Origin of the sequence: Labrenzia sp. 5N, from assembly GCF_012395805.1 — a bacterium.
In the GTDB taxonomy this organism is placed as follows: domain Bacteria; phylum Pseudomonadota; class Alphaproteobacteria; order Rhizobiales; family Stappiaceae; genus Roseibium; species Roseibium algicola.
Map to the genome: position 1 here is coordinate 931,668 of NZ_JAAZTM010000020.1, position 22,529 is coordinate 954,196.

General features: G+C 58.4%; 22 protein-coding genes. 14 read left to right on the forward strand and 8 right to left on the reverse strand.

Annotated elements, in window-relative coordinates:
- Positions 1 to 16: 16 nt before the first annotated feature.
- From HEP89_RS24695 to rsmA, 4 genes are all read left to right on the forward strand, one after another.
- Positions 17 to 2,338 (forward strand): LPS-assembly protein LptD, encoded by a 2,322-nt coding sequence (locus HEP89_RS24695; protein ID WP_168693280.1) that lies wholly within the window; start codon positions 17 to 19, stop codon positions 2,336 to 2,338.
- 148 nt (positions 2,339 to 2,486) lie between these two features.
- A complete protein-coding gene (locus HEP89_RS24700; protein ID WP_075281556.1) occupies positions 2,487 to 3,407 on the forward strand; it encodes a peptidylprolyl isomerase in 921 nt (306 codons plus the stop codon).
- A 6-nt stretch (positions 3,408 to 3,413) separates the two neighbouring features.
- Positions 3,414 to 4,433 carry a 4-hydroxythreonine-4-phosphate dehydrogenase PdxA gene (pdxA, locus tag HEP89_RS24705; RefSeq protein WP_168693281.1) on the forward strand — a complete coding sequence of 340 codons (1,020 nt, stop codon included), beginning with the start codon at positions 3,414 to 3,416 and terminating at the stop codon, positions 4,431 to 4,433.
- Positions 4,434 to 4,447: 14 nt separating this feature from the next.
- On the forward strand, positions 4,448 to 5,299 hold the full coding sequence (gene rsmA / locus HEP89_RS24710; protein ID WP_168693282.1) for a 16S rRNA (adenine(1518)-N(6)/adenine(1519)-N(6))-dimethyltransferase RsmA: 852 nt from the start codon (positions 4,448 to 4,450) through the stop codon (positions 5,297 to 5,299).
- Here rsmA and HEP89_RS24715 read toward each other — a convergent pair.
- Positions 5,277 to 5,564, reverse strand: coding sequence for a hypothetical protein (locus HEP89_RS24715; protein WP_156912296.1), 288 nt, complete (start codon positions 5,562 to 5,564; stop codon positions 5,277 to 5,279). The two genes, rsmA and HEP89_RS24715, sit on opposite strands and share 23 nt — an antisense overlap.
- Before the next feature lie 14 nt (positions 5,565 to 5,578).
- Here HEP89_RS24715 and HEP89_RS24720 point away from each other — a divergent pair, with 14 nt between their 5' ends.
- Positions 5,579 to 6,529 carry a LysR family transcriptional regulator gene (locus tag HEP89_RS24720; RefSeq protein WP_077290111.1) on the forward strand — a complete coding sequence of 317 codons (951 nt, stop codon included), beginning with the start codon at positions 5,579 to 5,581 and terminating at the stop codon, positions 6,527 to 6,529.
- Positions 6,530 to 6,573: 44 nt separating this feature from the next.
- Here the strand turns inward: HEP89_RS24720 and gmk are convergent, their stop codons facing one another.
- The 7 genes from gmk to fabD form a co-directional block, all read right to left on the reverse strand.
- Positions 6,574 to 7,281 carry a guanylate kinase gene (gene gmk, locus HEP89_RS24725; protein WP_023003971.1) on the reverse strand — a complete coding sequence of 236 codons (708 nt, stop codon included), beginning with the start codon at positions 7,279 to 7,281 and terminating at the stop codon, positions 6,574 to 6,576.
- A 5-nt stretch (positions 7,282 to 7,286) separates the two neighbouring features.
- On the reverse strand, positions 7,287 to 8,180 hold the full coding sequence (locus tag HEP89_RS24730) for a YicC/YloC family endoribonuclease (protein WP_152506945.1): 894 nt from the start codon (positions 8,178 to 8,180) through the stop codon (positions 7,287 to 7,289).
- A gap of 54 nt (positions 8,181 to 8,234) precedes the next feature.
- Positions 8,235 to 9,365: an endolytic transglycosylase MltG gene (gene mltG / locus HEP89_RS24735; protein ID WP_023003969.1), complete on the reverse strand. Its 1,131-nt coding sequence runs from the start codon at positions 9,363 to 9,365 to the stop codon at positions 8,235 to 8,237.
- 124 nt (positions 9,366 to 9,489) lie between these two features.
- Positions 9,490 to 10,755, reverse strand: a complete 1,266-nt coding sequence (fabF, locus tag HEP89_RS24740; RefSeq protein WP_031270725.1) for a beta-ketoacyl-ACP synthase II — start codon at positions 10,753 to 10,755, stop codon at positions 9,490 to 9,492.
- A gap of 84 nt (positions 10,756 to 10,839) precedes the next feature.
- Positions 10,840 to 11,073 carry an acyl carrier protein gene (locus HEP89_RS24745; protein ID WP_006931822.1) on the reverse strand — a complete coding sequence of 78 codons (234 nt, stop codon included), beginning with the start codon at positions 11,071 to 11,073 and terminating at the stop codon, positions 10,840 to 10,842.
- 245 nt (positions 11,074 to 11,318) lie between these two features.
- Entirely contained in the window at positions 11,319 to 12,056 is a 738-nt protein-coding gene (fabG, locus tag HEP89_RS24750; RefSeq protein WP_031270724.1) for a 3-oxoacyl-[acyl-carrier-protein] reductase, read from the reverse strand.
- A gap of 69 nt (positions 12,057 to 12,125) precedes the next feature.
- On the reverse strand, positions 12,126 to 13,070 hold the full coding sequence (gene fabD / locus HEP89_RS24755; RefSeq protein WP_062489053.1) for an ACP S-malonyltransferase: 945 nt from the start codon (positions 13,068 to 13,070) through the stop codon (positions 12,126 to 12,128).
- A 576-nt stretch (positions 13,071 to 13,646) separates the two neighbouring features.
- Between fabD and rpsF the strand changes: the two genes are divergently transcribed.
- The 9 genes from rpsF (at position 13,647) to purF (ending at position 22,477) form a co-directional block, all read left to right on the forward strand.
- Positions 13,647 to 14,093 carry a 30S ribosomal protein S6 gene (gene rpsF, locus HEP89_RS24760; RefSeq protein ID WP_023003965.1) on the forward strand — a complete coding sequence of 149 codons (447 nt, stop codon included), beginning with the start codon at positions 13,647 to 13,649 and terminating at the stop codon, positions 14,091 to 14,093.
- A 5-nt stretch (positions 14,094 to 14,098) separates the two neighbouring features.
- On the forward strand, positions 14,099 to 14,347 hold the full coding sequence (gene rpsR / locus HEP89_RS24765) for a 30S ribosomal protein S18 (protein WP_023003964.1): 249 nt from the start codon (positions 14,099 to 14,101) through the stop codon (positions 14,345 to 14,347).
- Between the two features lie 116 nt (positions 14,348 to 14,463).
- On the forward strand, positions 14,464 to 15,048 hold the full coding sequence (rplI, locus tag HEP89_RS24770; RefSeq protein WP_023003963.1) for a 50S ribosomal protein L9: 585 nt from the start codon (positions 14,464 to 14,466) through the stop codon (positions 15,046 to 15,048).
- Positions 15,049 to 15,413: 365 nt separating this feature from the next.
- Positions 15,414 to 16,898: a replicative DNA helicase gene (locus HEP89_RS24775; RefSeq protein ID WP_023003962.1), complete on the forward strand. Its 1,485-nt coding sequence runs from the start codon at positions 15,414 to 15,416 to the stop codon at positions 16,896 to 16,898.
- 203 nt (positions 16,899 to 17,101) lie between these two features.
- On the forward strand, positions 17,102 to 17,377 hold the full coding sequence (locus HEP89_RS24780; RefSeq protein WP_023003961.1) for a PilZ domain-containing protein: 276 nt from the start codon (positions 17,102 to 17,104) through the stop codon (positions 17,375 to 17,377).
- Between the two features lie 157 nt (positions 17,378 to 17,534).
- On the forward strand, positions 17,535 to 18,677 hold the full coding sequence (gene alr, locus HEP89_RS24785; RefSeq protein WP_062489054.1) for an alanine racemase: 1,143 nt from the start codon (positions 17,535 to 17,537) through the stop codon (positions 18,675 to 18,677).
- 28 nt (positions 18,678 to 18,705) lie between these two features.
- Positions 18,706 to 20,100 carry a DNA repair protein RadA gene (gene radA / locus HEP89_RS24790; protein ID WP_062489055.1) on the forward strand — a complete coding sequence of 465 codons (1,395 nt, stop codon included), beginning with the start codon at positions 18,706 to 18,708 and terminating at the stop codon, positions 20,098 to 20,100.
- Positions 20,101 to 20,174: 74 nt separating this feature from the next.
- A complete protein-coding gene (locus HEP89_RS24795; RefSeq protein ID WP_023003958.1) occupies positions 20,175 to 20,783 on the forward strand; it encodes a CvpA family protein in 609 nt (202 codons plus the stop codon).
- Between the two features lie 221 nt (positions 20,784 to 21,004).
- Positions 21,005 to 22,477, forward strand: a complete 1,473-nt coding sequence (gene purF / locus HEP89_RS24800) for an amidophosphoribosyltransferase (RefSeq protein WP_023003957.1) — start codon at positions 21,005 to 21,007, stop codon at positions 22,475 to 22,477.
- Positions 22,478 to 22,529 lie beyond the last annotated feature (52 nt).

The following is a 22,529-nucleotide window of genomic DNA, read 5'->3' on the forward strand; positions in this document are numbered from 1 at the left end:
CAAAAAAGGCAGACTGTTGGCTGCGGCGAGCTTGTGCGCCATTGCAGCAACCCTTTGCCATGGGTACGGATCACCAGCCGCGGCACAGGACCTGACAGCAGGTCTGGCCGGTCAAGTCGATCCCGATGCCGAACTCCTGCTTGAATCAAGTGAGATCACCTACGATTTCGACCGCGATCTCATCGTCGCGACCGGAGATGTTCAGGTCTATTACGACGGCAGCACCGTGCAGGCGCATCAGGTTGTCTTCGACCGCAAGAGCCAGCAGCTCAAGGCGTCGGGCAATGTGATCTTCATCGAATCCAACGGCAATGTCGTGCGCACGGAAGAAATGGTCCTGTCCGAGGACTTTTCAGAAGGCTTCGCACGCGCCCTTCAGATCGACACGACGCGGCGCACACGCTTCCTGGCCGAGCAAGCCCGGCGCGAAGGCAACAACATCACGACCATCGATAACGGCGTCTATACGGTCTACACCAAACCGACCAACCCGCCGGACAAGCCGCCGCTCTGGCGCGTGCGGGCCGAGAAGATCATCCACAATCAGCAGGAAAAGATCATCCGGTTCGAGAACGCAGCCTTCGAGGTCTACGGTCAGCCGATTGCCTACCTGCCCTATCTGTCGATGCCGGATCCGTCCGTCACCCGAAAGTCCGGTTTCCTGATGCCAAGCGGCATTGTGTCCGACAAGCTCGGGTATGGCGTAAGCGTTCCCTATTACTGGGCGCTCAGCCCCTATTACGATGTGACGACCATTCTGACGCCGCTCACCAAGCAGGGTGTGTTCGGCGATGTCGAATATCGTCATCGGTTTGCCGCTGGCGAAGTGAGTGTTTCTGCGGCTGGCCTGTTTCAGGCGCAGCCGAGCAACTTCACGACGGACCGTGCTGACGATCGTTGGCGTGGTGCGGTCAATTCGACCGCCTCCTTCAGCATTGCGCGCGACTGGACCCTCGGCTGGAACCTGACCTACAAGAGTGACCGTCAGTTCTTCAAGGACTACTCGTTCACCAGTTTTGGCGACAACGGCGAGACCTCCACGATCTATCTGGAAGGCAAGACCGACCGTAACGCGCTGTCTGTCAAAGCCTATGCGTATCAGATCTCCCAGGAGGACTATACGGACAGCCAGTTCAACGCCAATGGCTTCTCTCCGGTCGGCAGCTCCCTGCAGGACAAGCAGCCGCTCGTTCTGCCCGTGATCGACTATGACTATGTGTTCGCGGATCCGATCCTCGCCGGTGAGTTGGCACTGACTGCCAACTTCACCTCGCTGACACGCGATGAAACGGATGCTTTCTCCATTGATGGCGGCACAACCGCGAAATTCCGTGGTATCGACGGCACCTTCTCGCGCGTGTCCGTCAAGGGAAACTGGCGCCGCACATTCATCGATCCGCTTGGACAGTCGTTCACGCCGTTTGCCTATATGCGCGGTGACCTGTTCTTTCTTGCCTCACCCGATTCTGACGTGACCGCTCTCACAGGCGAAAGTTTCGTCGGCCGTGCGATGCCTGCTATCGGCCTAGAATACCGCTATCCGTTCATTGCAACCTTCGACGGCGGCAACCAGATCCTGGAGCCCGTCGCCCAGGTTGTGGCCCGCCCGAACGAGCAGCGGATCGGCGAACTGCCGAACGACGACGCGCAAAGCATCGTCTTTGATACGACGACCCTGTTTGACTACGACAAGTTCTCGGGCTTTGACCGCGCCGAAGGCGGCACACGTCTTAACGTCGGCCTGAACTACAAGCTGCAACTGGACAGTGGCTACTATGTCAGCGGCCTGTTCGGCAGGTCCTATCAGCTTGCCGGCGACAACTCCTATGCCATTCCGGACATACTCGGTGCGACGCAGGATTCCGGTCTGGAAACTTCCTTGTCCGATTATGTCGGCAGCCTCTATCTGGACACGCAATACGGTGTGAAGGTCGGCGCCCAGGCCCGGCTCGACAAGGAAGATTTCACCGTAAACCGGATACAGGCACAGGCCAGCGGTATCTACGGCCCGGTCGTGTCTTCCCTTGCCTATGCCTTCCTGAACGCGCAGCCGGATGTCGGGATCGATGATCCGCGAGAGGAACTGCTTGGCTCCGCAAGCCTTCGCCTTGAGGAAAACTGGCGCGTTTTCGGCTCCATGCGATACGATCTGCAAAACAGCAACATCGTGCAGGACGGTCTCGGGATCGGTTATGATGACGAAGGTTTTTCGCTGTCCGTCACCTATGCTGAAGACCGCAGCCGCAACGATGGCGATGACGTCAACCGGACGCTTTATTTCCGAATCGGGTTGAGGACCATCGGCACGACACAGGTTTCAAGCGGCGCTCTCAACTAGGCCATCTGACTGACCGTAGGTCATCATGCCGCCATGAAAAAAGGCATGATGCGTGGAACCTTTGAAATTTCGGACATGATATGCGAAACATCATGTCATAAAACAACGAACTTCGGTTTGGCCTCAAGCCAGCACGGATGGTTATTCAATGCGACTTCGTATCGTTCCGGTATTCTTTGGACTAGCTTTGATCCTGGCAGCGCCGCTGGCAACGCCTTCCCATGCAGCGATCAAGATCATCGTCAACGATGTGCCGATTACCGACTACGACATCAGCCAACGCGCCCGGCTGATTACAATGACCCAGCGCAAGTCCGCATCCATCGCCAAAAAGCAGGCGGAAGAGGAGCTGGTCGACGACCAGGTCAAACTTGCCGAAGCCGAGCGTGTCGGCGTTGACGTCAGCCAGTCGGAAGTCGACAACGCTTTCAACAACATTGCCCGTAATGTGAAGATGTCTCCGGCCCAGCTTTCCAAGGCGCTTCGCAGTGGCGGTGTTCAGCCGGATACCTTGAAGGAACGCCTCAAGGCGCAGCTTGCCTGGAACCAGGTGTTGCGGTCCCGTTTCAGTGGCCGGATCGAAGTGGATGAATCCGACGTGATCGCGGCCCTGAAGAAGACCGACGAGGAAGACCGTCAGAAGTCCGTGGAATATGACCTCAAAAGGGTCATTGTCGTGGTACCGAAGAACTCTTCCGGTGGCTTCAAGTCCAAGCGCAAGAACGAGAGCAACCAGATCCGGGCTGCTTTCAACGGCTGCGATGAATCCGGCGCCATTCTCGGCAAATACAGCGAAGTGGTTGTGCAGCCTATCGGACGCCGGCTCGAAACCGAGCTTCCGGAAAACATGCGCGCCGAAATCGAAAAAATGACACCGGGCAAGTTGACGAAACCTTCCACCACGCCCGTCGGTTACGAAATGATCGCGGTTTGCGGAAAACGCGAAATCGCGTCGGACATAGCCGTTCGCACGGAGCTTGAAAACGAGCTGCGACAGAAGGAAGGCGAAAGCCAGTCCCGTCGGTATCTCCTGGAAATCCGCCGTCGTTCCACCATCATTTATCGCTGATCCTACATGCGCTCCAACCAGAAGCCGATCGCCGTCAGTATGGGAGAACCTGCCGGGATCGGCCCGGACCTGGCTCTGATTGCATGGGCTAATCGCAAAGCTCTCGGATTGCCGCCATTCTACATTCGCGGTGACGAGGCCCTGCTGCACGAACGTGCACAGAAAATGGGCCTGAACGCGCGGCTCAGGCTGGTGGCGCAGGACGAAGCCGTTGCGACTTTCACCAAAGCTTTGCCTGTTGTACAGACCGGGCCGGCCCTACTCGACCAGCCGGGTGTGGAAGCACCTGAAACGGCAGCTTCCGTTGTTGCTGCTATTGAAGGGTGTGTCGACGATATAAAGTCCGGCCATGCCTGCGCCCTCGTGACCAGTCCGATCAACAAGGCTGCGCTTTACCGAACCGGCTTCGCCTTCCCCGGCCATACGGAATATCTCGGCTCCCTTGCAGAGATGCACTGGCCCGGAGAACCGGCAAAACCCGTGATGATGATTGCCGGACCGGAGTTGATGGTGGTTCCGGTCACCATTCACATTCCAATTCGCGATGTTCCGACATCTCTAACGACTGAACTTATCGTTGAGACTGCGGAAATTACCGCACGCGACCTCAAGACCAGGTTTGGCTACACGTCGCCACGATTGGCGATTTGCGGGCTGAACCCTCATGCGGGTGAAAACGGCTCGATGGGAACAGAAGACCGCGACATTATCGAGCCAGCCATTTCTCGCCTGCGAGCGATGGGCATCGAGGCGACAGGTCCGCATCCAGCCGACACTCTGTTTCACCCGCCCGCACGGCAGCATTATGACTGCGTGCTTGGCATGTATCACGACCAGGTGTTGATACCGGCGAAGACCATCGGTTTCGATGAGAGCGTCAATGTCACGCTAGGTCTGCCTTTCGTGCGCACCTCTCCCGACCATGGCACGGCATACAACCTGGCAGGAACCGGCACCGCCCGGGTCGACAGTTTCGCTGCGTCTTTGCGCATGGCGGATGTGCTTGCCAACCCCGAGCGGTTCTAGGGCGACAGCGATCAATGGCTCAGATAGACGACCTGCCCCCGTTGCGCGACGTCATCGCCGCTCATGGTCTCAATGCGAAAAAGTCGCTGGGACAGAACTTCCTTCTCGATCTCAATCTCACCTCTCGCATCGCCCGATCTGCCGGCAGTCTTGAAGATTGCACCGTTCTGGAAGTCGGCCCTGGTCCCGGTGGGCTGACACGTGCCCTGCTGGCCGCAGGAGCGAAGCGGGTGATCGCGATTGAAAAGGACAGCCGCTGCCTGCCGGCTCTTGCCGAAATCTCGGCACACTATCCGGGGCGCCTGGAAGTCATCGAAGGCGATGCCCTTGAAATCGATCCGGTCGCCCTGACTGGAGGAGACAAGGTCCGCATTGCCGCGAACCTGCCTTACAACGTTGGCACCCAGCTGCTTATCAATTGGATCACGACACCGCAGTGGCCGCCATTCTGGTCGTCGCTGACGCTGATGTTCCAGAAGGAAGTCGGTGAGCGGATCAGCGCGTCCCCTGCGTCCAAGGCCTATGGCAGGCTTGCAGTTCTGGCAGGCTGGCGCTGCAAGGGCGGGATCCTGTTCGACATCAGCCCAAAGGCGTTCACGCCGCCCCCGAAAGTGACGTCGGCTGTGGTTCATCTGACGCCAAATCCTTCGCCCCTGCCCTGCGACCTGAAAGCCCTTGAAAAGATTACCGCTGCGGCCTTTGGCCAGAGACGCAAGATGCTGCGTGCCAGCCTCAAGTCACTGACACCGGACGCAGAAGACTTGGTCACAAGGGCCGGGTTGAAGCCGACGGCCCGTGCCGAAGAAATCGACATCGCAGGGTTCGTTGAACTTGCCAACACGTTCAGGGCCGCTCAGGCAGTTTGACGACTGGCAGGATGCTGGAAAGTTCCGGTTTACGGCACTTGCCCGCCTGAACGGCTTTCAGGTTGTCCGGGTTATCCAACCCGAGATCCCGCATCATCCAATCCGGCATTTGGTTTCTTCGGTCAGCCTTGTCCGGACCGGTGTACCAAACGTTTCGTTTTCTTGAAAACAGGACCCTTAAAAAGCTGACCATTGTCTCATCTCCCGTAGATGACGGGCAGAAGATGTCAGAACCTTTTCTGAATGTAATTGAATGATGCTGCATGATATCATTCAAAAATGAATGAAATCGATTTTGACTGGGATGCCGTACGCGTCTTTCTTGCTGTTGCCGAGAATCAGAGCCTCAGCAAAGCCGCCCAGGTTCTTTGCCTGTCCCAACCAACCGTCGGCCGCCATATTGCGCGGTTAGAAGAACAGTTGGACGTACAATTGTTCGATCGACGCCAGACCGGCTACGAACTGACGGGTGGTGGCCGACGTTTGATCAAGATTGCCAGATCCATGGCACGCGGAGCGGCGGACTTCAGGCGCGCGGTTGATCTGGAAAAGGTCGGCTCAAAAGAGCAGGTCTGCAGGATCACGCTCGGTGAATGGGGGCAGCATTATCTGACACGGCACGTCGACCAGATAACCGATGGTCTTGACGGTGTCCGGATAGAATTTTTCGCGGACGATGCCTTCTGGGATCTCAGCCGGAACTCCGCCGACATCGCCATCGGGAACAGACAGCCTAAACATCCGCACCTGATTGTCCAGAAACTGGGTGAGATCCAGTTTCACGTCTACGCCTCAAAGGACTACTGCCGAAAGCGGCCGGACGCTGTTGACCCCTCGACCTGGCAGGAACAGATCTGGGCGGGATATTGCGGCAGCCGGGCGCGGCTCAAGTCCTCGCAGTTGCTCAACGCCATTCTGCTGGGCAAGACATGCCGCTACGCCGTCAACAATTCCGTATCGCTCTGCAATATTCTGAACGCCGGGCACGCCATGGGCGTTCTACCAGACTGGATCGCGGAAACGGAGGGGCTGACACGCCTGACCGCTTCCCCACTCGCTCAGGGAGAGTCATGGATGAGCTTTCACGAAAGACTGCGTTTCCACCCGATGCTGTCGGAGGTCAAGGATCGCGTCGCCAAGCTCTTTCGGCAGAGGTTTTCAGAGACAGCCTCTCGAGCAGAGCAAAGGGATACAGCTCATGTCGCAGGTGCAGGTTCTTCGTCTTCCTAGCTTCTATTGACGCTGAATGGCCAGTCCAAACAGCGCTTGAGACGTCAGGATTTTTCGGCCAGCTCGTTTTCCAGATCATCGACCATGCCCTGAATGAGCGGACCGATTTTCGGCGAGCGGAACTGCTTCAGTCTTTCTGCTTTCAGGATTGCACGAACGTTTTCGTAAGCGCGTTCCAGGTCGTCATTCACCACAACATAATCGTATTTCGACCAGTGGCGCATTTCACCGACCGCAGTCTTCATCCGCTTGAGGATAACAGTGTCCTCATCTTCAGCACGCCGCTTCAGCCGTGATTTCATTTCCGCGATGGACGGCGGCAAAATGAAGATGGAAACGACATCGTCACGCATCTTTTCATAGAGCTGGAAGGTTCCCTGAATATCGATGTCGAACAGGATGTCCTTGCCATTTTCAATAGCATTTTCGACCGGTCCACGCGGTGTGGCGTAGTAGTTGCCATGCACCTCGGCCCACTCCAGAAGCTCATCGTGCTCGCGCATCTGCTCGAACCTGCCGGCATCAATGAAGTGGTAGTGCACGCCGTCAACTTCGCTGGACCTGCGTGGCCGCGTGGTCACGGAGATCGACAGGGCAAGATTGTCTTCGTTCTGCAGCAGGAGGCGCGCGATCGTCGACTTTCCGGCTCCGGACGGTGACGACAGCACCAGCATCAGGCCACGGCGCTGCTGCTCGGCCTGCTCCGCACTGACAGTGGTTCCCGTTGAGGTACCTGCAGGTGCGTCGGTCATGTGGCTCACTCCAGATTCTGTATCTGCTCACGCATTTGGTCGATAACGGACTTCAGGTCCAGCCCAATGGCTGTCAGGTCCACGTCGTTGGACTTTGAACACAAAGTGTTGGCTTCCCGGTTAAATTCCTGAGCCAGGAAATCCAGGCGCCTTCCGATTGCTCCACCGGTGTCCATCAATTCACGCACGGCCGCCACATGGGCATGCAGGCGATCCAGCTCCTCACGGATGTCAGCCTTGGTTGCCAGGAAGACAGCTTCCTGATGCACGCGCTGCGGATCCAGTTGACCGTCCGAGGCATCCATCAGCTCTGCGAGCTGTCGCTTCAGCCGTGCCTTTATGGCGTCCGGTTTGCGCGCAGGCAGATCCTCGGCGGCCTGGGTCAGTTCGGCGATCCTGTCGATCTGATCTCGTACCACCTTGCCAATTGCCTGCCCCTCGCTGTGGCGCATGTCGACAAGGTCAATCAGCGCAGCATCCAGGGTCGTCAGAAGAGTGTTGTGAAGCGCTGCCTGAACCGCTTCGTCTTCTTCGGGCTCCTTGAGCTCAAAGACGCCTTTTTGCGCCAGAATGGCGTCAAGCGACGGCGGAGCAAGATCAGGTACCCGGTTCTTGAGGAGATCGATTGTCGCAAGGACAGCTTCAAGAGCCGATTCATTGACCTGGAGCTGCTGTTCGGACTGGTCTCTCTGCATGGAGAGCCCAACGGAAACATTTCCGCGCCGAAGTAGCTTGCCGCAACGCTCGCGGATCTTCGGTTCAAGCGTCTCCAAACCCGTCGGGATGCGGATACGAAGGTCAAGGGACTTGCCGTTGACAGATCTCAGTTCCCAGGTCCAGCGAACCGGTCCGGATTCTCCAAGGGCCCGTGCAAAGCCCGTCATGCTGGCAAGTGCCATGTGCCCCCCTTTGCGAATGTGCCGCCACCGGCCCGCCGCAAAGGCGGGCTCCTGTCAATTGGATGTGGCTGGCTGCGTTTCCTGGTTCTGCTCCGCCTGACGACGGTCTCTTTCCACCTGACGCCACTTGCGGACGTTTGCCTGGTGCTGCTCGTAGGTCTCGGCAAAGATGTGGCCACCGGTTCCGTCGGCCACGAAATAGAGATCCTGCGTGCGGGAAGGATTGGCGACCGCTTCCATGGCCGCGCGGCCCGGATTACCGATCGGTCCTGGCGGCAAGCCGTCGATCTGGTAGGTGTTGTACTTGTTGTCCGCCTTCAGCTCGGATTGCTTGATTGCCGAGCGGTCCTTGAGCCACGCTTCACCGCCATAAAGACCGTAAAGGATCGTAGGGTCGGACTGCAGGCGCATGTTCTTGTTGAGACGGTTCACGAAAACACCGGCGACGCGCGGTCGCTCGTCTGCCAGGGCTGTTTCCTTTTCCACGATCGACGCGAGAATAACCAGGTCTTCCGGCGTTTCGACCGGCAGGCCTTCCGTCCGGCGTCCCCAGATTTCGCTCAGCAGCTTGGACTGCGCCGCTTTCATCTGGTTGAGAACTTCCTGGCGCGAGGCACCGCGTGCAAAGGTATAGGTTTCGGGAAGCAGTGCACCTTCTTCCGGAACTTCGGTAATCTCGCCTACAAGCACTGGGTGCTCGCGCACGCGCTCGATGATCTGGGCGGTGGTCCAGCCTTCCGGGATCGTTACCGAATGGGTGACGGCATTGCCTTCCACCAGATCGGTCATGATCTCCTGCATGGAGACGCCGGGCGCAAAAGCGTATTCACCGGCTTTCAGTTTGGTGGCGTTCTTGTAGAAGCGGATGCCCAGGTTGAAGATCCACTCGTCGAGCAGATTGTCACTGATGACGCCCTGCCCTGAAAGCCTGTCGGTAATACCGGAAAGCCCGGCACCTGAAGAAATCACCACGGTGGCGTCTTTCTGCAGCGGGCCCTTTTCCTCGAATTTCTGTTTGCCGAAATAAAGCGCGCCCCCGAACGCGGCAAGTCCGAACACGGTCAATGTGATGACCATGTTGATCAGAATGACGAAGGGGTTGCGTACGTGCCTGGAGCGTTGCGGAGGCGCAGGCGCCGGTTCCGGCTGCAAGGCTTCACGCGGGCTTTTGGGCTTAATGCGCATATTGGGTCGCACCTCCAAGATTGAGCCCCCAAATCCCTGACTTAGGCTCAAACGGACCAGTTGTCACAATCAAAGTTTCAGGCCGGCCCGAGAGAATCGGACCGGCCTGAAGAACTTGAATGGGTTATGCGGCAACTTTGCGGAAGACAAGCGAGGCATTTGTGCCGCCGAAGCCGAACGAGTTCGAAAGGGCGACATTGATATCCAGCTTCTTCGGCTTGTGCGGCACCAAGTCGATAACCGTCTCGACAGACGGGTTATCGAGGTTGATCGTCGGCGGAGCCATACCGTCACGCATGGCCAGAACCGAGAAAATGGCCTCGACCGCACCAGCAGCACCGAGAAGGTGACCGATGGAAGACTTGGTCGACGACATTGTCAGATCGGCGGCATGTTCTCCCGCAAGCCGGGTGACAGCGCCAAGTTCGATCTCGTCGCCAAGCGGCGTCGAAGTTCCATGAGCATTCACATAGTCGATGTCGGCCGGCGTGACCTGGGCGCGCTTCAGCGCAGCTTCCATGCAACGGTAGGCACCATCGCCATCGGAGGACGGAGCGGTGATGTGATAAGCATCGCCGGACAAGCCGTAACCGATGATCTCACCGTAGATCTTTGCGCCGCGGCGAACTGCATGCTCGTATTCTTCGAGCACGACGACACCGGCGCCTTCTCCCATCACAAAGCCGTCGCGGGCGACGTCGTAAGGGCGGGAACCTTTTTCGGGAGTGTCGTTGAAAGCCGTGGAAAGCGCACGGCAGGCAGCAAAGCCCGCGAGTGCAAGACGGCAGACCGGGGATTCCGTACCACCGGCAACCATGACATCCGCATCACCGAAGGCAATCAGCCGCGATGCATCGCCAATGGCGTGCGCGCCGGTCGAACACGCGGTCACGACAGCGTGGTTCGGGCCCTTCAGGCTGTGACGGATCGAGACATACCCGCCGGCAAGGTTGATAAGACGGCCGGGGATGAAAAAAGGAGAAATGCGGCGCGGGCCTTTTTCGGCCAGCAGATTGGCGCCCTGCTCGATGCCCTGAAGACCACCGATGCCGGAGCCGATCAAAACGCCAGAGCGTACCTGTTGTTCGTAAGTCTCGGCCTTGTAGCCGGAATCGGCCATTGCCTGATCGGCAGCCGCCATCGCGTAGACGATGAAATCATCGACCTTGCGCTGTTCCTTGACGTCCATCCAGTCATCCGGATTGAACGCGCCTTCAACGGACGAGTCACGCGGGATCTGACATGCGATCTGGCAGGCCAGATCGTCAACTTTGAAATTCGTGACCTTGTTGGCCCCGCTCTGTCCTTCAAGGATCTTTTTCCAAGTGACATCGACACCACAGCCAAGCGGCGTCACCATGCCCAACCCAGTTACGACAACTCGCCTCATACACCCGCACTTACGTTGGAAGGGCCAGGCGGGGTTTCGCCCCGCCGGCCCGATCTTCAAACATTCACAAGAAGGGGGTAACCCTTACTTGTTGGCTTCCAGGAATTTGACAGCATCGCCAACGGTCAGGATGGTTTCTGCTGCGGTGTCCGGGATTTCTACGCCGAATTCTTCTTCGAACGCCATGACCAGCTCGACCGTGTCAAGGCTGTCTGCGCCCAGGTCGTCGATGAAGCTTGCACCTTCAACAACTTTGTCAGCATCTACGCCGAGGTGCTCAACGACGATTTTCTTTACCCGATCCGCGATATCGCTCATCTTTCACTTCCTTAGTTTTCATCTATTCGTCACTCGCGAAACTGCCCCCATCCGGTTTACAAACAAGCGGTGGCGCGAACTCGCGGTCTTTAAGATGTCGCCGCACACCAGGCCAGTTTATTTGGCCAACTGTGCAATTCGAAACAATCGGCGGGTTGGTAACACACTTTGTTGACCTTTACCAGCCGATCCAGACCGCTTGTGAGCGGCCCGGATTCTTTTTGCCTGCTCGGCAAAAATTCCTTTTAAATCATAGCCATGCCGCCATTAACGTGCAGGGTCTGCCCGGTCACGTAAGCGGCTTCGTCGCTGGCCAGGTAGACGGCGGCTGCGGCAATCTCTGCGGAAGTGCCCAAACGCCCTGCAGGCACGCTCGTCAAAATCGATTCTTTTTGCTTGTCGTTCAGCGCATCGGTCATTGCCGTTTCGATGAAACCGGGCGCAATCGTATTGACCGTGATGTTGCGGCTGGCGACTTCCCGGGCAAGCGACTTGTACATGCCGATCATGCCGGCCTTGGCTGCCGCATAGTTGACCTGACCGGGGTTACCGGTGACACCAACGACGGACGTAATGCCGACGATGCGGCCGGACCGACGCTTCATCATGCCCTTGATTGCGGCGCGGCACAGACGGAAACCGGACGACAGGTTCACTTCCAGAACCTGATCCCACTCTTCGTCCTTCATGCGCATGAAGATGTTGTCGCGCGTGATCCCGGCATTGTTCACCAGAATGTCGACGGAGCCCATTTTCTCTTCAGCCGCCGGTAACAAGGCATCAACAGCCGCGCGGTCGGACAGATTGGCCGGCGTCACATAGGCGCGTTCGCCGAGATCAGCAGCAAGCGCTTCCAGCTTTTCAGCCCGCGTGCCGGACAAGGAGACGGTTGCGCCCTGTGCATGGAGCGACCGGGCGATTGCTTCGCCGATCCCACCGGTGGCACCGGTGACAAGCGCGTTTTTCCCTTCCAAGCTGAACATTCGGGATCCTTCCATTGTTCCTGTTTGGGTCCGCGGCGGACCAAATCGTCGCCTCGGCCGATATAAGCCTTATCCGGAGATCTTTTCCATAAGGGCGTCGATGTCTTCCGGAGAATTGACCGCCATGCCGGTGGCTTCCTTGGCGATCCGCTTGACCATGCCGGTCAGCACCTTGCCTGTCCCAACCTCGACAAAGGTGTCGACACCGTTGTCGGCAAGCCAGGTGATGCTTTCGCGCCAACGCACGGTACCGGTCACCTGCTGAACAAGACGATCGCGAATTTCATTTGCGTCAGTGATCGGGCGCGCCAGCACGTTTGCGACCAGCGGCACGGCAGGAGAGCGGATTTCGGCATTCGCCAGAGCTTCGGCCATCTTGTCGGCAGCCGGGCCCATCAGGGAACAATGGAACGGTGCGCTGACCGGCAGCATCACCGCACGGCGCGCGCCCCTGGCCTTGGCAATCTCGACGGCGCGCTCGACGGCGGCCAGATGACCGGAAACAACCACCTGCCCCGGCGCGTTGTCGTTCGCGGCCTGGCAGACTTCGCCCTGTGCGGCAGCCTCGGCCACTTCTGCGGCAACATCAAACTCCAGCCCGAGCAACGCAGCCATTGCGCCCTGACCGGCCGGAACCGCATCCTGCATGGCATCTCCGCGCACGCGCAGGAGCTTTGCAGCGGTCGCAATATCCAGGCTGCCGGCAGCAGCCAGCGCGGAATATTCACCAAGCGAATGTCCTGCGACAAAGGAAACACTGCCGGCAAGATCGAGGCCGCGGGCTTCCAGAACGCGCATGGTCGCAAGGCTGACCGCCATAAGTGCAGGCTGAGCATTTGCTGTCAGTGTCAGCGTTTCTTCCGGACCAGTCCACATGACATCGGACAGCTTCTGGCCAAGCGCCTCGTCGACTTCGTCGAAAACGGCTTTTGCTTCCGGGAACGCATCGGCAAGGGCTTTACCCATTCCAACGCCTTGACTGCCCTGGCCGGGAAATGTGAATGCAATGGTCATCTGGAAACGCCTCCGTGACTCGTGAGCGGACCTTAGTTGTTCTTATAGCGAAAGGTCGACGGCTTATTAGAAAGCGGAGAAGACAGCCCGTGCAGGCTGAAATCGAACTTGGCGCGAGGCTATGATACGGTCTTGACCAAACTGTCAAGGCCCACAGGGCAATCATTTCCGCTTTTCGGGCGGTTTTGCCGGTTTTCCTTTGTCCTGATTATCCCTGAAATGCCCGGCAACCCGATGGGCATTGTCTTGCGCGCGAAACCGGTCCTCCCCTTACCTGCTTCGGGAACTCGATTTATATAGACAGTCAGGCAATCTTCCAAATCGGCAGCGTTCGTATCTTCTCCAGATTTTCGATCCTTTCGGGCGTATGCTGCTTGCAATTTCCGCAAAACAGAGTATAGAGCGCGCTTCATCCGGGGTTTGGCCGGGGGCTGAACGGAAGGGCATGACGCCAGGATCCTTGATCGGATCCGACTTCCCGTGTTCCCGCTCTCGTTAGAATTCTCGTGCCTTTCCGGGGCTACGAGGAGGCTCTGCGCCGATCCCGCGTTGTCAACACGAAGAAAGGCTATTTCCATGCCTCTTTACGAGCACGTATTCCTGGCTCGCCAGGACGTTTCGGCCCAGCAGGTCGAACAACTCGTCGAACAGTACAAGGGCCTCATCGAAGGCGCTGGCGGTACTATCGGCAAGGTGGAAAACTGGGGTCTGCGTTCCCTCGCATACCGCATCAAGAAGAACCGCAAGGCTCACTACACCCTCATGAACATCAACGCTCCGCACGCCGCGGTTGCCGAGATGGAACGTCAGATGGGTCTGAGCGAAGACGTTCTGCGTTTCATGACCTTCAAGGTCGATGAACTCGACGAAGAGCCGTCTGCAATGATGCAGAAGCGCGACCGTGACGACCGCCGTGGTGGCGATCGTGGTGGCCGCTTTGGTGGTGGCGATCGCGGCGGCGACCGCGGTGGACGCGGTGGCGACCGCGGTGAGCGCGCTCCGCGCCGCGCAGAAGGGGAGTAAGATTGATGGTTGATATTGCACAGCTCCCGAGCCGCCGTCCGTTCTTCCGTCGCCGGAAGACCTGCCCGTTCTCCGGCACCAACGCGCCGAAGATCGATTACAAGGACATCCGTCTGCTGCAGCGCTACATTTCCGAGCGCGGCAAGATTGTTCCGAGCCGCATCACCGCGGTTTCCGCGAAGAAGCAGCGTGAACTGGCCCGTGCGATCAAGCGCGCCCGCCTGCTCGGCCTGCTGCCGTTCGTGATCAGCTAAGCGTTTCTCGAAAATCTTGAGACGTTTCTTTCGGGGCTTCCCGAAAGACCCGAATTGGGGCCGCGGGCAAACGGCCTCTAACCATCCTCAACGGGTGGGACAGTAGGAGAAATGACATGCAAGTTATCCTTCTTGAGCGTATCGCCAAGCTCGGCCAGATGGGCGACACCGTTCGCGTACGCGACGGCTATGCCCGTAACTTCCTGCTGCCGCAGGGTAAGGCACTGCGCGCCAACAAGTCGAACCTCGAGCGTTTTGAGCGTGAGCGCGTTCAGCTCGAAGCTCGTAACCTTGAGCGCAAAAACGAAGCTGAAGGCGTTGCCTCCAAGCTCGACGGCGAATCCCTGGTGATGATCCGTTCCGCTGGTGAAACCGGCCAGCTCTACGGTTCCGTTTCCACGCGCGATATTGCTGACGGCCTGACCAATGCCGGCTTCTCCGTTTCCCGCAGCCAGGTTGAACTGCGCAACCCGATCAAGACGATCGGTCTGCACAGCGTTCTGATCCAGCTGCACCCGGAAGTCGAAGTCGCCATCAGCGTCAACGTTGCCCGTTCTGAAGACGAAGCTGTCCGTCAGGCTGCCGGCGAAGATCTCTCCACGCCGGAAATGGACGTCTTCGAATTCGAAGAAGACGAAGAAGCAGAAGACACCGAAGAAGGTGCAGAAGCTTCCGAAGAAGCAGCGGAAGAAGAAGCCTAAGCACTTCGCTTCCCTTGTGGACTTTAGAAAACGGCGCTGGCTTCAGCGCCGTTTTTTTGTTTGCCGGCAACTTTTTGAAATGATGGCAAGCCACGCCTAATCCTGGCTTTTCAGTTTCCGGTTTAAGGCCTTGAAACTGCTTGAAAATTCATTAACCAGCTATTAATCTTCTCGAAAATATCATAAATTTCAATAACTAAGAGGTAGGCCCTTGAGTCTTCAATCGAGTTCAGAGTCAAGCTGGATTCGATTCTTTCCCCGCTGATTTGTCCAAGCCGGTGGGAATCGAAATCAGCCATTTTTGAACCTTGAGCCCTCCCCCGTCACAGAGTATTCCCAATGAACTTGGGTCAACGGGGGTCGTTATGAAGGGCACGCTACAGAAGGTCGAAACGGAAGAAGACATCCAGCGCTTGGCACCACACAATGCCGAGGCTGAACGTCAGCTTCTGGGGGCGATTCTCGTTAACAACGAGACGTTCTACCGGGTCTCAGACTTTCTGGAACCACATCATTTTTTCGTGCCTGCTCACCAGGATATCTACGAGAAGATCAGCCATCTGATCCGCGCCGGCAAAACCGCGTCGCCGATCACGCTGAAGACCTTCTATCCCGCCAACGCGAAGATTGCGGATCTGTCCGCGACCCAGTTTCTTCTGCGCCTGGCTGGTGATGCCGCCTCGATCATCAACGCCGAAGATTATGGCCGGACCATCTACGACCTGGCGATCCGTCGCAATCTGATCCGCATCGGCGAGGACATGGTCAATATCGCCTTCGACGCCCCGATCGATGTGCCCCCCTCCCAGCAGATCGATGATGCCGAGCGCCGCCTGTTCGAACTTGCAGAAACCGGCCGCAGCGAAGGCGGGTTCGTCGCGTTTGGCGACGCCCTGACCGAAACCATCGAGATGGCGCACGCCGCCTATAACCGTGAAGGTGCCCTTTCCGGTATTTCCACAGGCCTGCGCGAACTGGACCGTTTGATGGGGGGTCTGCAGCATTCGGACTTGATCGTGCTTGCCGGTCGTCCCGCGATGGGCAAGACCTCCCTGGCAACCAACATCGCCTACAACATCGCCCAGTCCTACAAGTCCGAAGAACAGCCCGACGGCTCGATCAAGACCGTCAACGGCGGCGTTGTCGGCTTCTTCTCTCTGGAAATGTCGGCCGAACAGCTGGCCACCCGTATCATTTCCGAACAGGCGGAAATCTCGTCCTCGAAAATCCGCCGTGGCGATATCACCGAAGCGGAATTCGAGAAGCTGGCCGCCTGTGCGCAGACCATGCAGGCCGTCCCGCTTCATGTGGACCAGACCGGTGGTATTTCCATCGCCTCGCTGGTTGCCAAGGCACGGCGTCTGAAGCGTCAGCGCGGTCTCGACCTGCTCGTGGTCGACTATATCCAGCTCTTGTCAGGCTCGAACAAGAACTCCGGCAACCGCGTCCAGGAAATCACCGAAATCACCACGGGCCTGAAGGCGCTTGCGAAGGAACTTCACGTCCCGATCATCGCGCTGTCACAGCTCTCCCGTCAGGTGGAATCGCGTGACGACAAACGACCGATGATGTCGGATCTGCGTGAATCAGGCTCCATCGAGCAGGACGCCGACGTGATCCTGTTCGTGTTCCGCGAAGAATATTACCTGTCCAAGACCGAGCCGGAATTCGGAACTGTCGAACACGAGAACTGGCAACGGGACATGGAGCGGCTCAAAGGCAAGGCAGAAGTCATCATCGCCAAGCAGCGTCACGGCCCGACCGGTACGGCGAACCTGCACTTTGAAGGCCAGTACACCCGCTTCTCCGATCTTGCCGAAGAAGATCACCTGCCTGAACGCTACGAATAACAGGCGTCTTCGCGATTTTGGATGGTCCTTGAGACAAGGTGCCCCGATAGCCGCCTGATGCCGCATTCAAACTCTCGTCTGCGGCTCACTTGCGGCATTTGGCAATGAACACTCCGTCGCTCACGATTAAGCCACTGTTAAAACTCCTCACTTACTTTAAGTAGAAAGAATTTCGCCTAAAATCTTTTCCAGGTGACCGCATCTTGTATTCGTCGGCACAAAAACTCCTCGAAGAAGCTCGCATCTTTCCGCGTAAAAGATGCAAGTGGTCCGGCCTTTTGAAGCAGGACGCGACCCATCGCCCCTGCGTGGTCGAAGACATCAGCGTCGGTGGTTGCCGCGTTGCGACCAACACCAAGGGTCTTGAACGGCATCAGCGCATCACCATCGAAATCGAAAGCCGGAAATTGCGGTTTTACGGTGAAATTCGGTGGGTGCGCTCCGGCGAAGCCGGCGTCGAATTCCTCTATATGGATTGAGCTTCCGCTCTTCAGCGCACTTCCCGTGGGGAGCGCTGCAGTGCGCTTCACTTGGTCACGGTTTTGGCAGTTTGGCCGTTGGTGCAAATACGCCTCGATGCGCTAAGCTCACTCTCGAATTTCAGACATTGATTCTGACTGGAGAGATATTCGGACCGTGCCTGCGACGATTGAACAAGCTTTCCCATCCAATCTTTACGGCGGACGACTGACGATCGACCTTGATGCGATCGTGTCGAACTGGTCCTTGCTGAAAGGCAAGGTAAGCGACAGCACCGATTGCGCTGCCGTTCTGAAGGCCGATGCCTATGGAACCGGACAGGACAAAACCGCTGCAGCCCTCTACCAGGCGGGATGCAGGACGTTTTTCGTCGCGGTGCCGACCGAGGCCCTGACGTTGCGCGCAAGTCTTCCGGACGCCGTCATCTACGTGCTCGACGGGCTGTTTCCGGGAACGGCCGACCACTTTCTGACCCATGACATCCGTCCCGTCCTCGGCAGTCTGGAAGAACTCCTGGAATGGGCGGAAGTCTGCAAGGCGTCGGGCAAGAACAATGCCGCCGCTGTCCATGTCGATACCGGCATCCACCGTTTGGGCCTGTCTCCGGCTGAACTCACCCGCGCTCTGGGTGACAACACCGTTCTGGGGCCGTTCCAGCCATCACTGGTGATGAGCCATCTTGCCTGTGGCTCGACACCCGACCACGACATGAACCGGCGGCAGCTCAAGCTGTTTACGGAGACAACCGCCCCCTTCCCTCACATTCCGCGGTCATTGGCAAATTCCGCCGGGGTGCTGCTTGGCCCGGACTACCACTTCGACCTTGTCCGTCCCGGGATCGCGCTTTACGGCGGGCTGGCCATCGAAACCGAGCCCAACCCGATGAAACCGGTCGCCAAGGTGGAAGCACGCATCATGATCGTGCGCGACGTTCCACAGGGCGATACCATCGGCTATGGCGCGAAACAAACCGCAAAGCGCCCCTTGCGCAATGCCGTCGTGGCTGCCGGTTATGCCGACGGCATGATCCGTCGTGCCGGCTCTACGGACGACCGCCCGGGTGGCTTCGGGCTGATCGGCGGATACAAGGCGCCGATCCTCGGCCGGATTTCAATGGACATGATCACGCTCGACGTGACGGATGTGCCTGAACACCTGCTTCAGCGCGGCGCGTTTGTGGAAATGCTGGGGCCAGGTGTTGCAGCTTCCGATCTTGCCGCTTATGCGGAAACCATCGACTACGAATATCTGACAAGCCTCGGACGTCGGTTTGAGCGCGTCTATGCGCCCCTGACCTGACCGGAGCCGAGAGCGAAAGGCAATTTGCATGGCACGGCGCTCCACATCCTTCGTCTGCCAGTCCTGCGGCGCGGTTACCGCCAAGTGGGTTGGCCGTTGTGAAAGCTGCGGTGAATGGAACACCATCGTGGAGGAGCAGACCGGCGGCGGCGTCGGTGGCGGCCCCGGCAGGGCTTCCCGCAGCAAGGGCCGTGTCATTCCCCTTGTCGGCCTTTCCGGCGATGCCAAGGAAGCCCCGCGCATTCAGACCAAGGTGCCTGAACTTGACCGGGTGACCGGCGGCGGCTTCGTACGAGGGTCCGCCCTGCTGGTCGGCGGCGATCCCGGTATCGGCAAATCCACATTGCTGATCCAGGCGGCTGCGCAACTGGCAAACCTCGGGCACAAGACCGTCTATATTTCGGGCGAAGAAGCCATTGGACAGGTTCGGCTCCGGGCCGAAAGGCTGGGTCTCGCCCAGGCACCTGTGGCACTGGCTGCGGAAACGAGCGTTGAAGACATTCTGGCGACACTGGAATCCGACACGGCGCCGGCCCTACTCATCCTCGACTCCATTCAGACGCTCTGGACAGACCAGGTGGAATCTCCTCCCGGCACCGTGACGCAGGTGCGTGCGTCCGCCCAGGCGATGGTGCGTTATGCCAAGAAGAACGGCACCACCCTTGTTCTTGTCGGCCATGTGACCAAGGACGGGCAGATTGCCGGTCCGCGCGTGGTTGAGCACATGGTCGACGCCGTGCTCTATTTCGAGGGGGACGGCGCTCACCAGTATCGTATCCTGCGCTCGGTCAAGAACCGCTTCGGCGCGACGGATGAAATCGGCGTTTTCGAGATGACCGGCAAGGGGCTGCAGGAAGTCCCCAATCCTTCCGCCCTGTTCCTGGGAGACAGAAACACGTCCGCGCCCGGCGCAGCCGTTTTCGCTGGTCTGGAAGGCTCAAGACCTCTCCTGATCGAGATCCAGGCACTGGTGGCGCAGTCTTCTCTCGGAACACCCCGCAGGGCCGTCATTGGCTGGGACAGCGCGCGGCTTTCCATGATCCTGGCCGTGCTTGAGGCACGGTGCGGCGTCCGCTTTTCACAACATGATGTCTATCTGAACGTCGCCGGTGGTCTCAAGATCAACGAGCCTGGAGCCGATCTTGCCGTGGCAGCAGCGTTAATCTCCTCACTCAGCGGACTTGCCCTTCCGGCCAATTGCGTCTATTTCGGCGAAGTCAGCCTGTCGGGGGCCATCAGGCCGGTCGCCCAAGCCCCTTCCAGACTGAAAGAAGCCGAGAAACTCGGCTTCGATCAGGCTTACTGTCCGGAGGGCAATCTCAAGGACGGCACTGTGTCTTCGTTCAGGACGACAGGCGTGCCGGAACTTGGGGACTTTGTTGCCAAACTTTCGGCGGAGGCTAGTGCTACGGGGCAGACCTGACGCAAGATGGTGACGGGTTTGGGCAAAAAGTTTAAGCTCTTGAAAGAGCGCCAGACAGAGGATTTTTCAGGAACATGCCGATAACGCTGCTGGACGGACTGCTCTTGGTCATCATGTTCATCTCGGCGGTCCTTGCGATGATCCGCGGATTTGTCAGGGAAGTTCTTTCCATCGTTTCCTGGGTGGCTGCGGCAGCTGCGGCATTCCTGCTGTACGAACGGGTTCTTCCTTACACCAAGCAGTATATCAACCATGACCTGGTTGCCATGGGCGTATCTGCCGCGGCAGTCTTTCTGGTCACGCTGCTTGTTGTCAGCTATATCACCATGCGGATTTCCGATTTCGTGCTCGACAGCCGGATCGGCGCCCTCGACCGGACCCTCGGGTTCGTGTTCGGAGCTGTGCGCGGTCTGCTGCTGGTCGTCGTCGCGATGATGTTCTTCAACTGGTTCGTCCAGCCGGAACAGCAGCCGAACTGGGTCAAGACCGCCAAGTCGCGGCCGATCCTGCTGTCCATCGGTGAACGGCTGGTGGCTGTGCTGCCAGAAGACCCGGAAAAGGCGATCCTGGACAAGATCCGGCAGAACAACCAGGCCGGAGGGGGAGCAACCCCGACTGATGAACCGGCCTACAGCGATTCAGAACGTCAGGGACTTGAACAGCTGACGACGGATAGTAACTAACAGGCCTTGGGCATAAACCAGGGACACTAACCGAGACTGGGGCAGTAACGGGCACCGCTTGAGGTGCAGCGTTGAATGAGGCATCCCGCGCCCAAATATGTGCGGGACGATGTACCATTTGCAAAGCGGCCAATGTTTCGTCCACCTGAGTGACGATGACAGACATTTGACCGCAAGACCCGGCCGGTCCTCCCACCGGCCAGAACGAAGGAGTGTTCGCCATGGCTGGCGGAACCGACGTGCACGAACCGTTCGACATCAATGCAGATACCTTGCGCGAAGAATGCGGTGTTTTCGGCATTCTGGGTCATGAGGATGCCAGCGCGCTGACCGCGCTCGGGCTTCATGCGCTCCAGCACCGCGGGCAGGAAGCAGCGGGGATCGTCACCGTTGACAACGAGCAGTTCCGTGCGGAACGCCATCTCGGGCTGGTGGGCGATCACTTCTCCGACGCCGACACCATCGAGCGGCTGAGCGGAAAGGCCGCTGTCGGCCACGTTCGGTACTCGACGACCGGTGAAACCATCCTGCGGAACGTGCAGCCGCTCTTTGCCGAGCTGGACGGTGGCGGCATAGCCGTTTGCCACAACGGCAACTTCACCAACGCCCTCACCCTGCGCCGCCAGTTGATCCGAGACGGAGCAATCTGCCAGTCGACCTCCGATTCAGAGGTGGTCCTGCAGCTCGTTGCCCGCTCGCGCAAGGGCAAGATCGTCGAACGTTTCATCGACGCGATCACCCAGATGGAAGGTGCCTATTCTCTGGTGGCGCTGACTTCGAAGAAACTGATCGGCGCGCGTGACCCGCTCGGCATTCGCCCGCTGGTGCTGGGCGACCTGAACGGTGCTCCGATCCTGGCCTCGGAGACCTGTGCACTCGATATCATCGGGGCAAAATTCATCCGCGAAGTGGAAAACGGCGAAGTTATCGTCTGCACGTCAACAGGGATTGAATCCTTCTTCCCGTTCGGCAAACGCCCGGCTCGTCCGTGTATCTTCGAATACATCTACTTCTCCCGCCCCGACAGCGTCGTCGGTGGTCGCAGCGTCTACGACGTCCGCCGGGAAATGGGGCGCCAGCTGGCCCGGGAATCCAACGTCGAAGCCGACGTCATCGTTCCGGTGCCGGACAGCGGTGTGCCGGCGGCCATCGGCTTCAGCCAGGAAAGCGGCGTGCCGTTCGAACTCGGCATCATCCGCAACCACTATGTCGGCCGCACGTTCATCGAACCGACCCAGCAGATCCGTGCGCTTGGCGTGAAGATGAAACACTCCGCCAACCGGGCTCAGATCGAAGGCAAGCGCGTCGTGCTTGTGGACGACAGCCTTGTGCGCGGAACAACATCGGTCAAGATCGTGCAGATGATCCGCGAAGCGGGCGCGAAGGAAGTTCACTTCCGCCTGGCCAGCCCGCCGATCAAGTATTCCGACTACTACGGCATCGACACGCCGGTGCGTGAAAAACTGCTGGCTGCAAAATACGGTCTTGAGGAAATGCGCGCCTATATCGGTGCCGACAGCCTGGCCTTCCTGTCCGTCGATGGCATCTACAAGGCCATGGGCTACGATGGCCGCGACGATGCCAATCCGCAGTTCACGGATCATTGTTTCACCGGCGATTACCCGACACCGCTGACCGATCTTTCCGAGGATCAGGACTTCGTCAGCGCCCCTCGCCTGGTCGAGGTCGGCTAAAGCGCTCAAAACTCTTTGGACCGCTTCAATTTATGCCTTTCGGCGGTACCGC

Bases quoted from the DNA above. Each gene is read 5' to 3' on its own strand.
- HEP89_RS24700 (WP_075281556.1), top strand. From the start codon at position 2,487: ATGCGACTTCGTATCGTTCCGGTATTCTTTGGACTAGCTTTGATCCTG.
- pdxA (WP_168693281.1), top strand. From the start codon at position 3,414: ATGCGCTCCAACCAGAAGCCGATCGCCGTCAGTATGGGAGAACCTGCC.
- rsmA (WP_168693282.1), top strand. From the start codon at position 4,448: ATGGCTCAGATAGACGACCTGCCCCCGTTGCGCGACGTCATCGCCGCT.
- HEP89_RS24715 (WP_156912296.1), bottom strand. From the start codon at position 5,564: ATGCAGCATCATTCAATTACATTCAGAAAAGGTTCTGACATCTTCTGC.
- HEP89_RS24720 (WP_077290111.1), top strand. From the start codon at position 5,579: ATGAATGAAATCGATTTTGACTGGGATGCCGTACGCGTCTTTCTTGCT.
- gmk (WP_023003971.1), bottom strand. From the start codon at position 7,281: ATGACCGACGCACCTGCAGGTACCTCAACGGGAACCACTGTCAGTGCG.
- HEP89_RS24730 (WP_152506945.1), bottom strand. From the start codon at position 8,180: ATGGCACTTGCCAGCATGACGGGCTTTGCACGGGCCCTTGGAGAATCC.
- mltG (WP_023003969.1), bottom strand. From the start codon at position 9,365: ATGCGCATTAAGCCCAAAAGCCCGCGTGAAGCCTTGCAGCCGGAACCG.
- fabF (WP_031270725.1), bottom strand. From the start codon at position 10,755: ATGAGGCGAGTTGTCGTAACTGGGTTGGGCATGGTGACGCCGCTTGGC.
- HEP89_RS24745 (WP_006931822.1), bottom strand. From the start codon at position 11,073: ATGAGCGATATCGCGGATCGGGTAAAGAAAATCGTCGTTGAGCACCTC.
- fabG (WP_031270724.1), bottom strand. From the start codon at position 12,056: ATGTTCAGCTTGGAAGGGAAAAACGCGCTTGTCACCGGTGCCACCGGT.
- fabD (WP_062489053.1), bottom strand. From the start codon at position 13,070: ATGACCATTGCATTCACATTTCCCGGCCAGGGCAGTCAAGGCGTTGGA.
- rpsF (WP_023003965.1), top strand. From the start codon at position 13,647: ATGCCTCTTTACGAGCACGTATTCCTGGCTCGCCAGGACGTTTCGGCC.
- rpsR (WP_023003964.1), top strand. From the start codon at position 14,099: ATGGTTGATATTGCACAGCTCCCGAGCCGCCGTCCGTTCTTCCGTCGC.
- rplI (WP_023003963.1), top strand. From the start codon at position 14,464: ATGCAAGTTATCCTTCTTGAGCGTATCGCCAAGCTCGGCCAGATGGGC.
- HEP89_RS24775 (WP_023003962.1), top strand. From the start codon at position 15,414: ATGAAGGGCACGCTACAGAAGGTCGAAACGGAAGAAGACATCCAGCGC.
- radA (WP_062489055.1), top strand. From the start codon at position 18,706: ATGGCACGGCGCTCCACATCCTTCGTCTGCCAGTCCTGCGGCGCGGTT.
- HEP89_RS24795 (WP_023003958.1), top strand. From the start codon at position 20,175: ATGCCGATAACGCTGCTGGACGGACTGCTCTTGGTCATCATGTTCATC.
- purF (WP_023003957.1), top strand. From the start codon at position 21,005: ATGGCTGGCGGAACCGACGTGCACGAACCGTTCGACATCAATGCAGAT.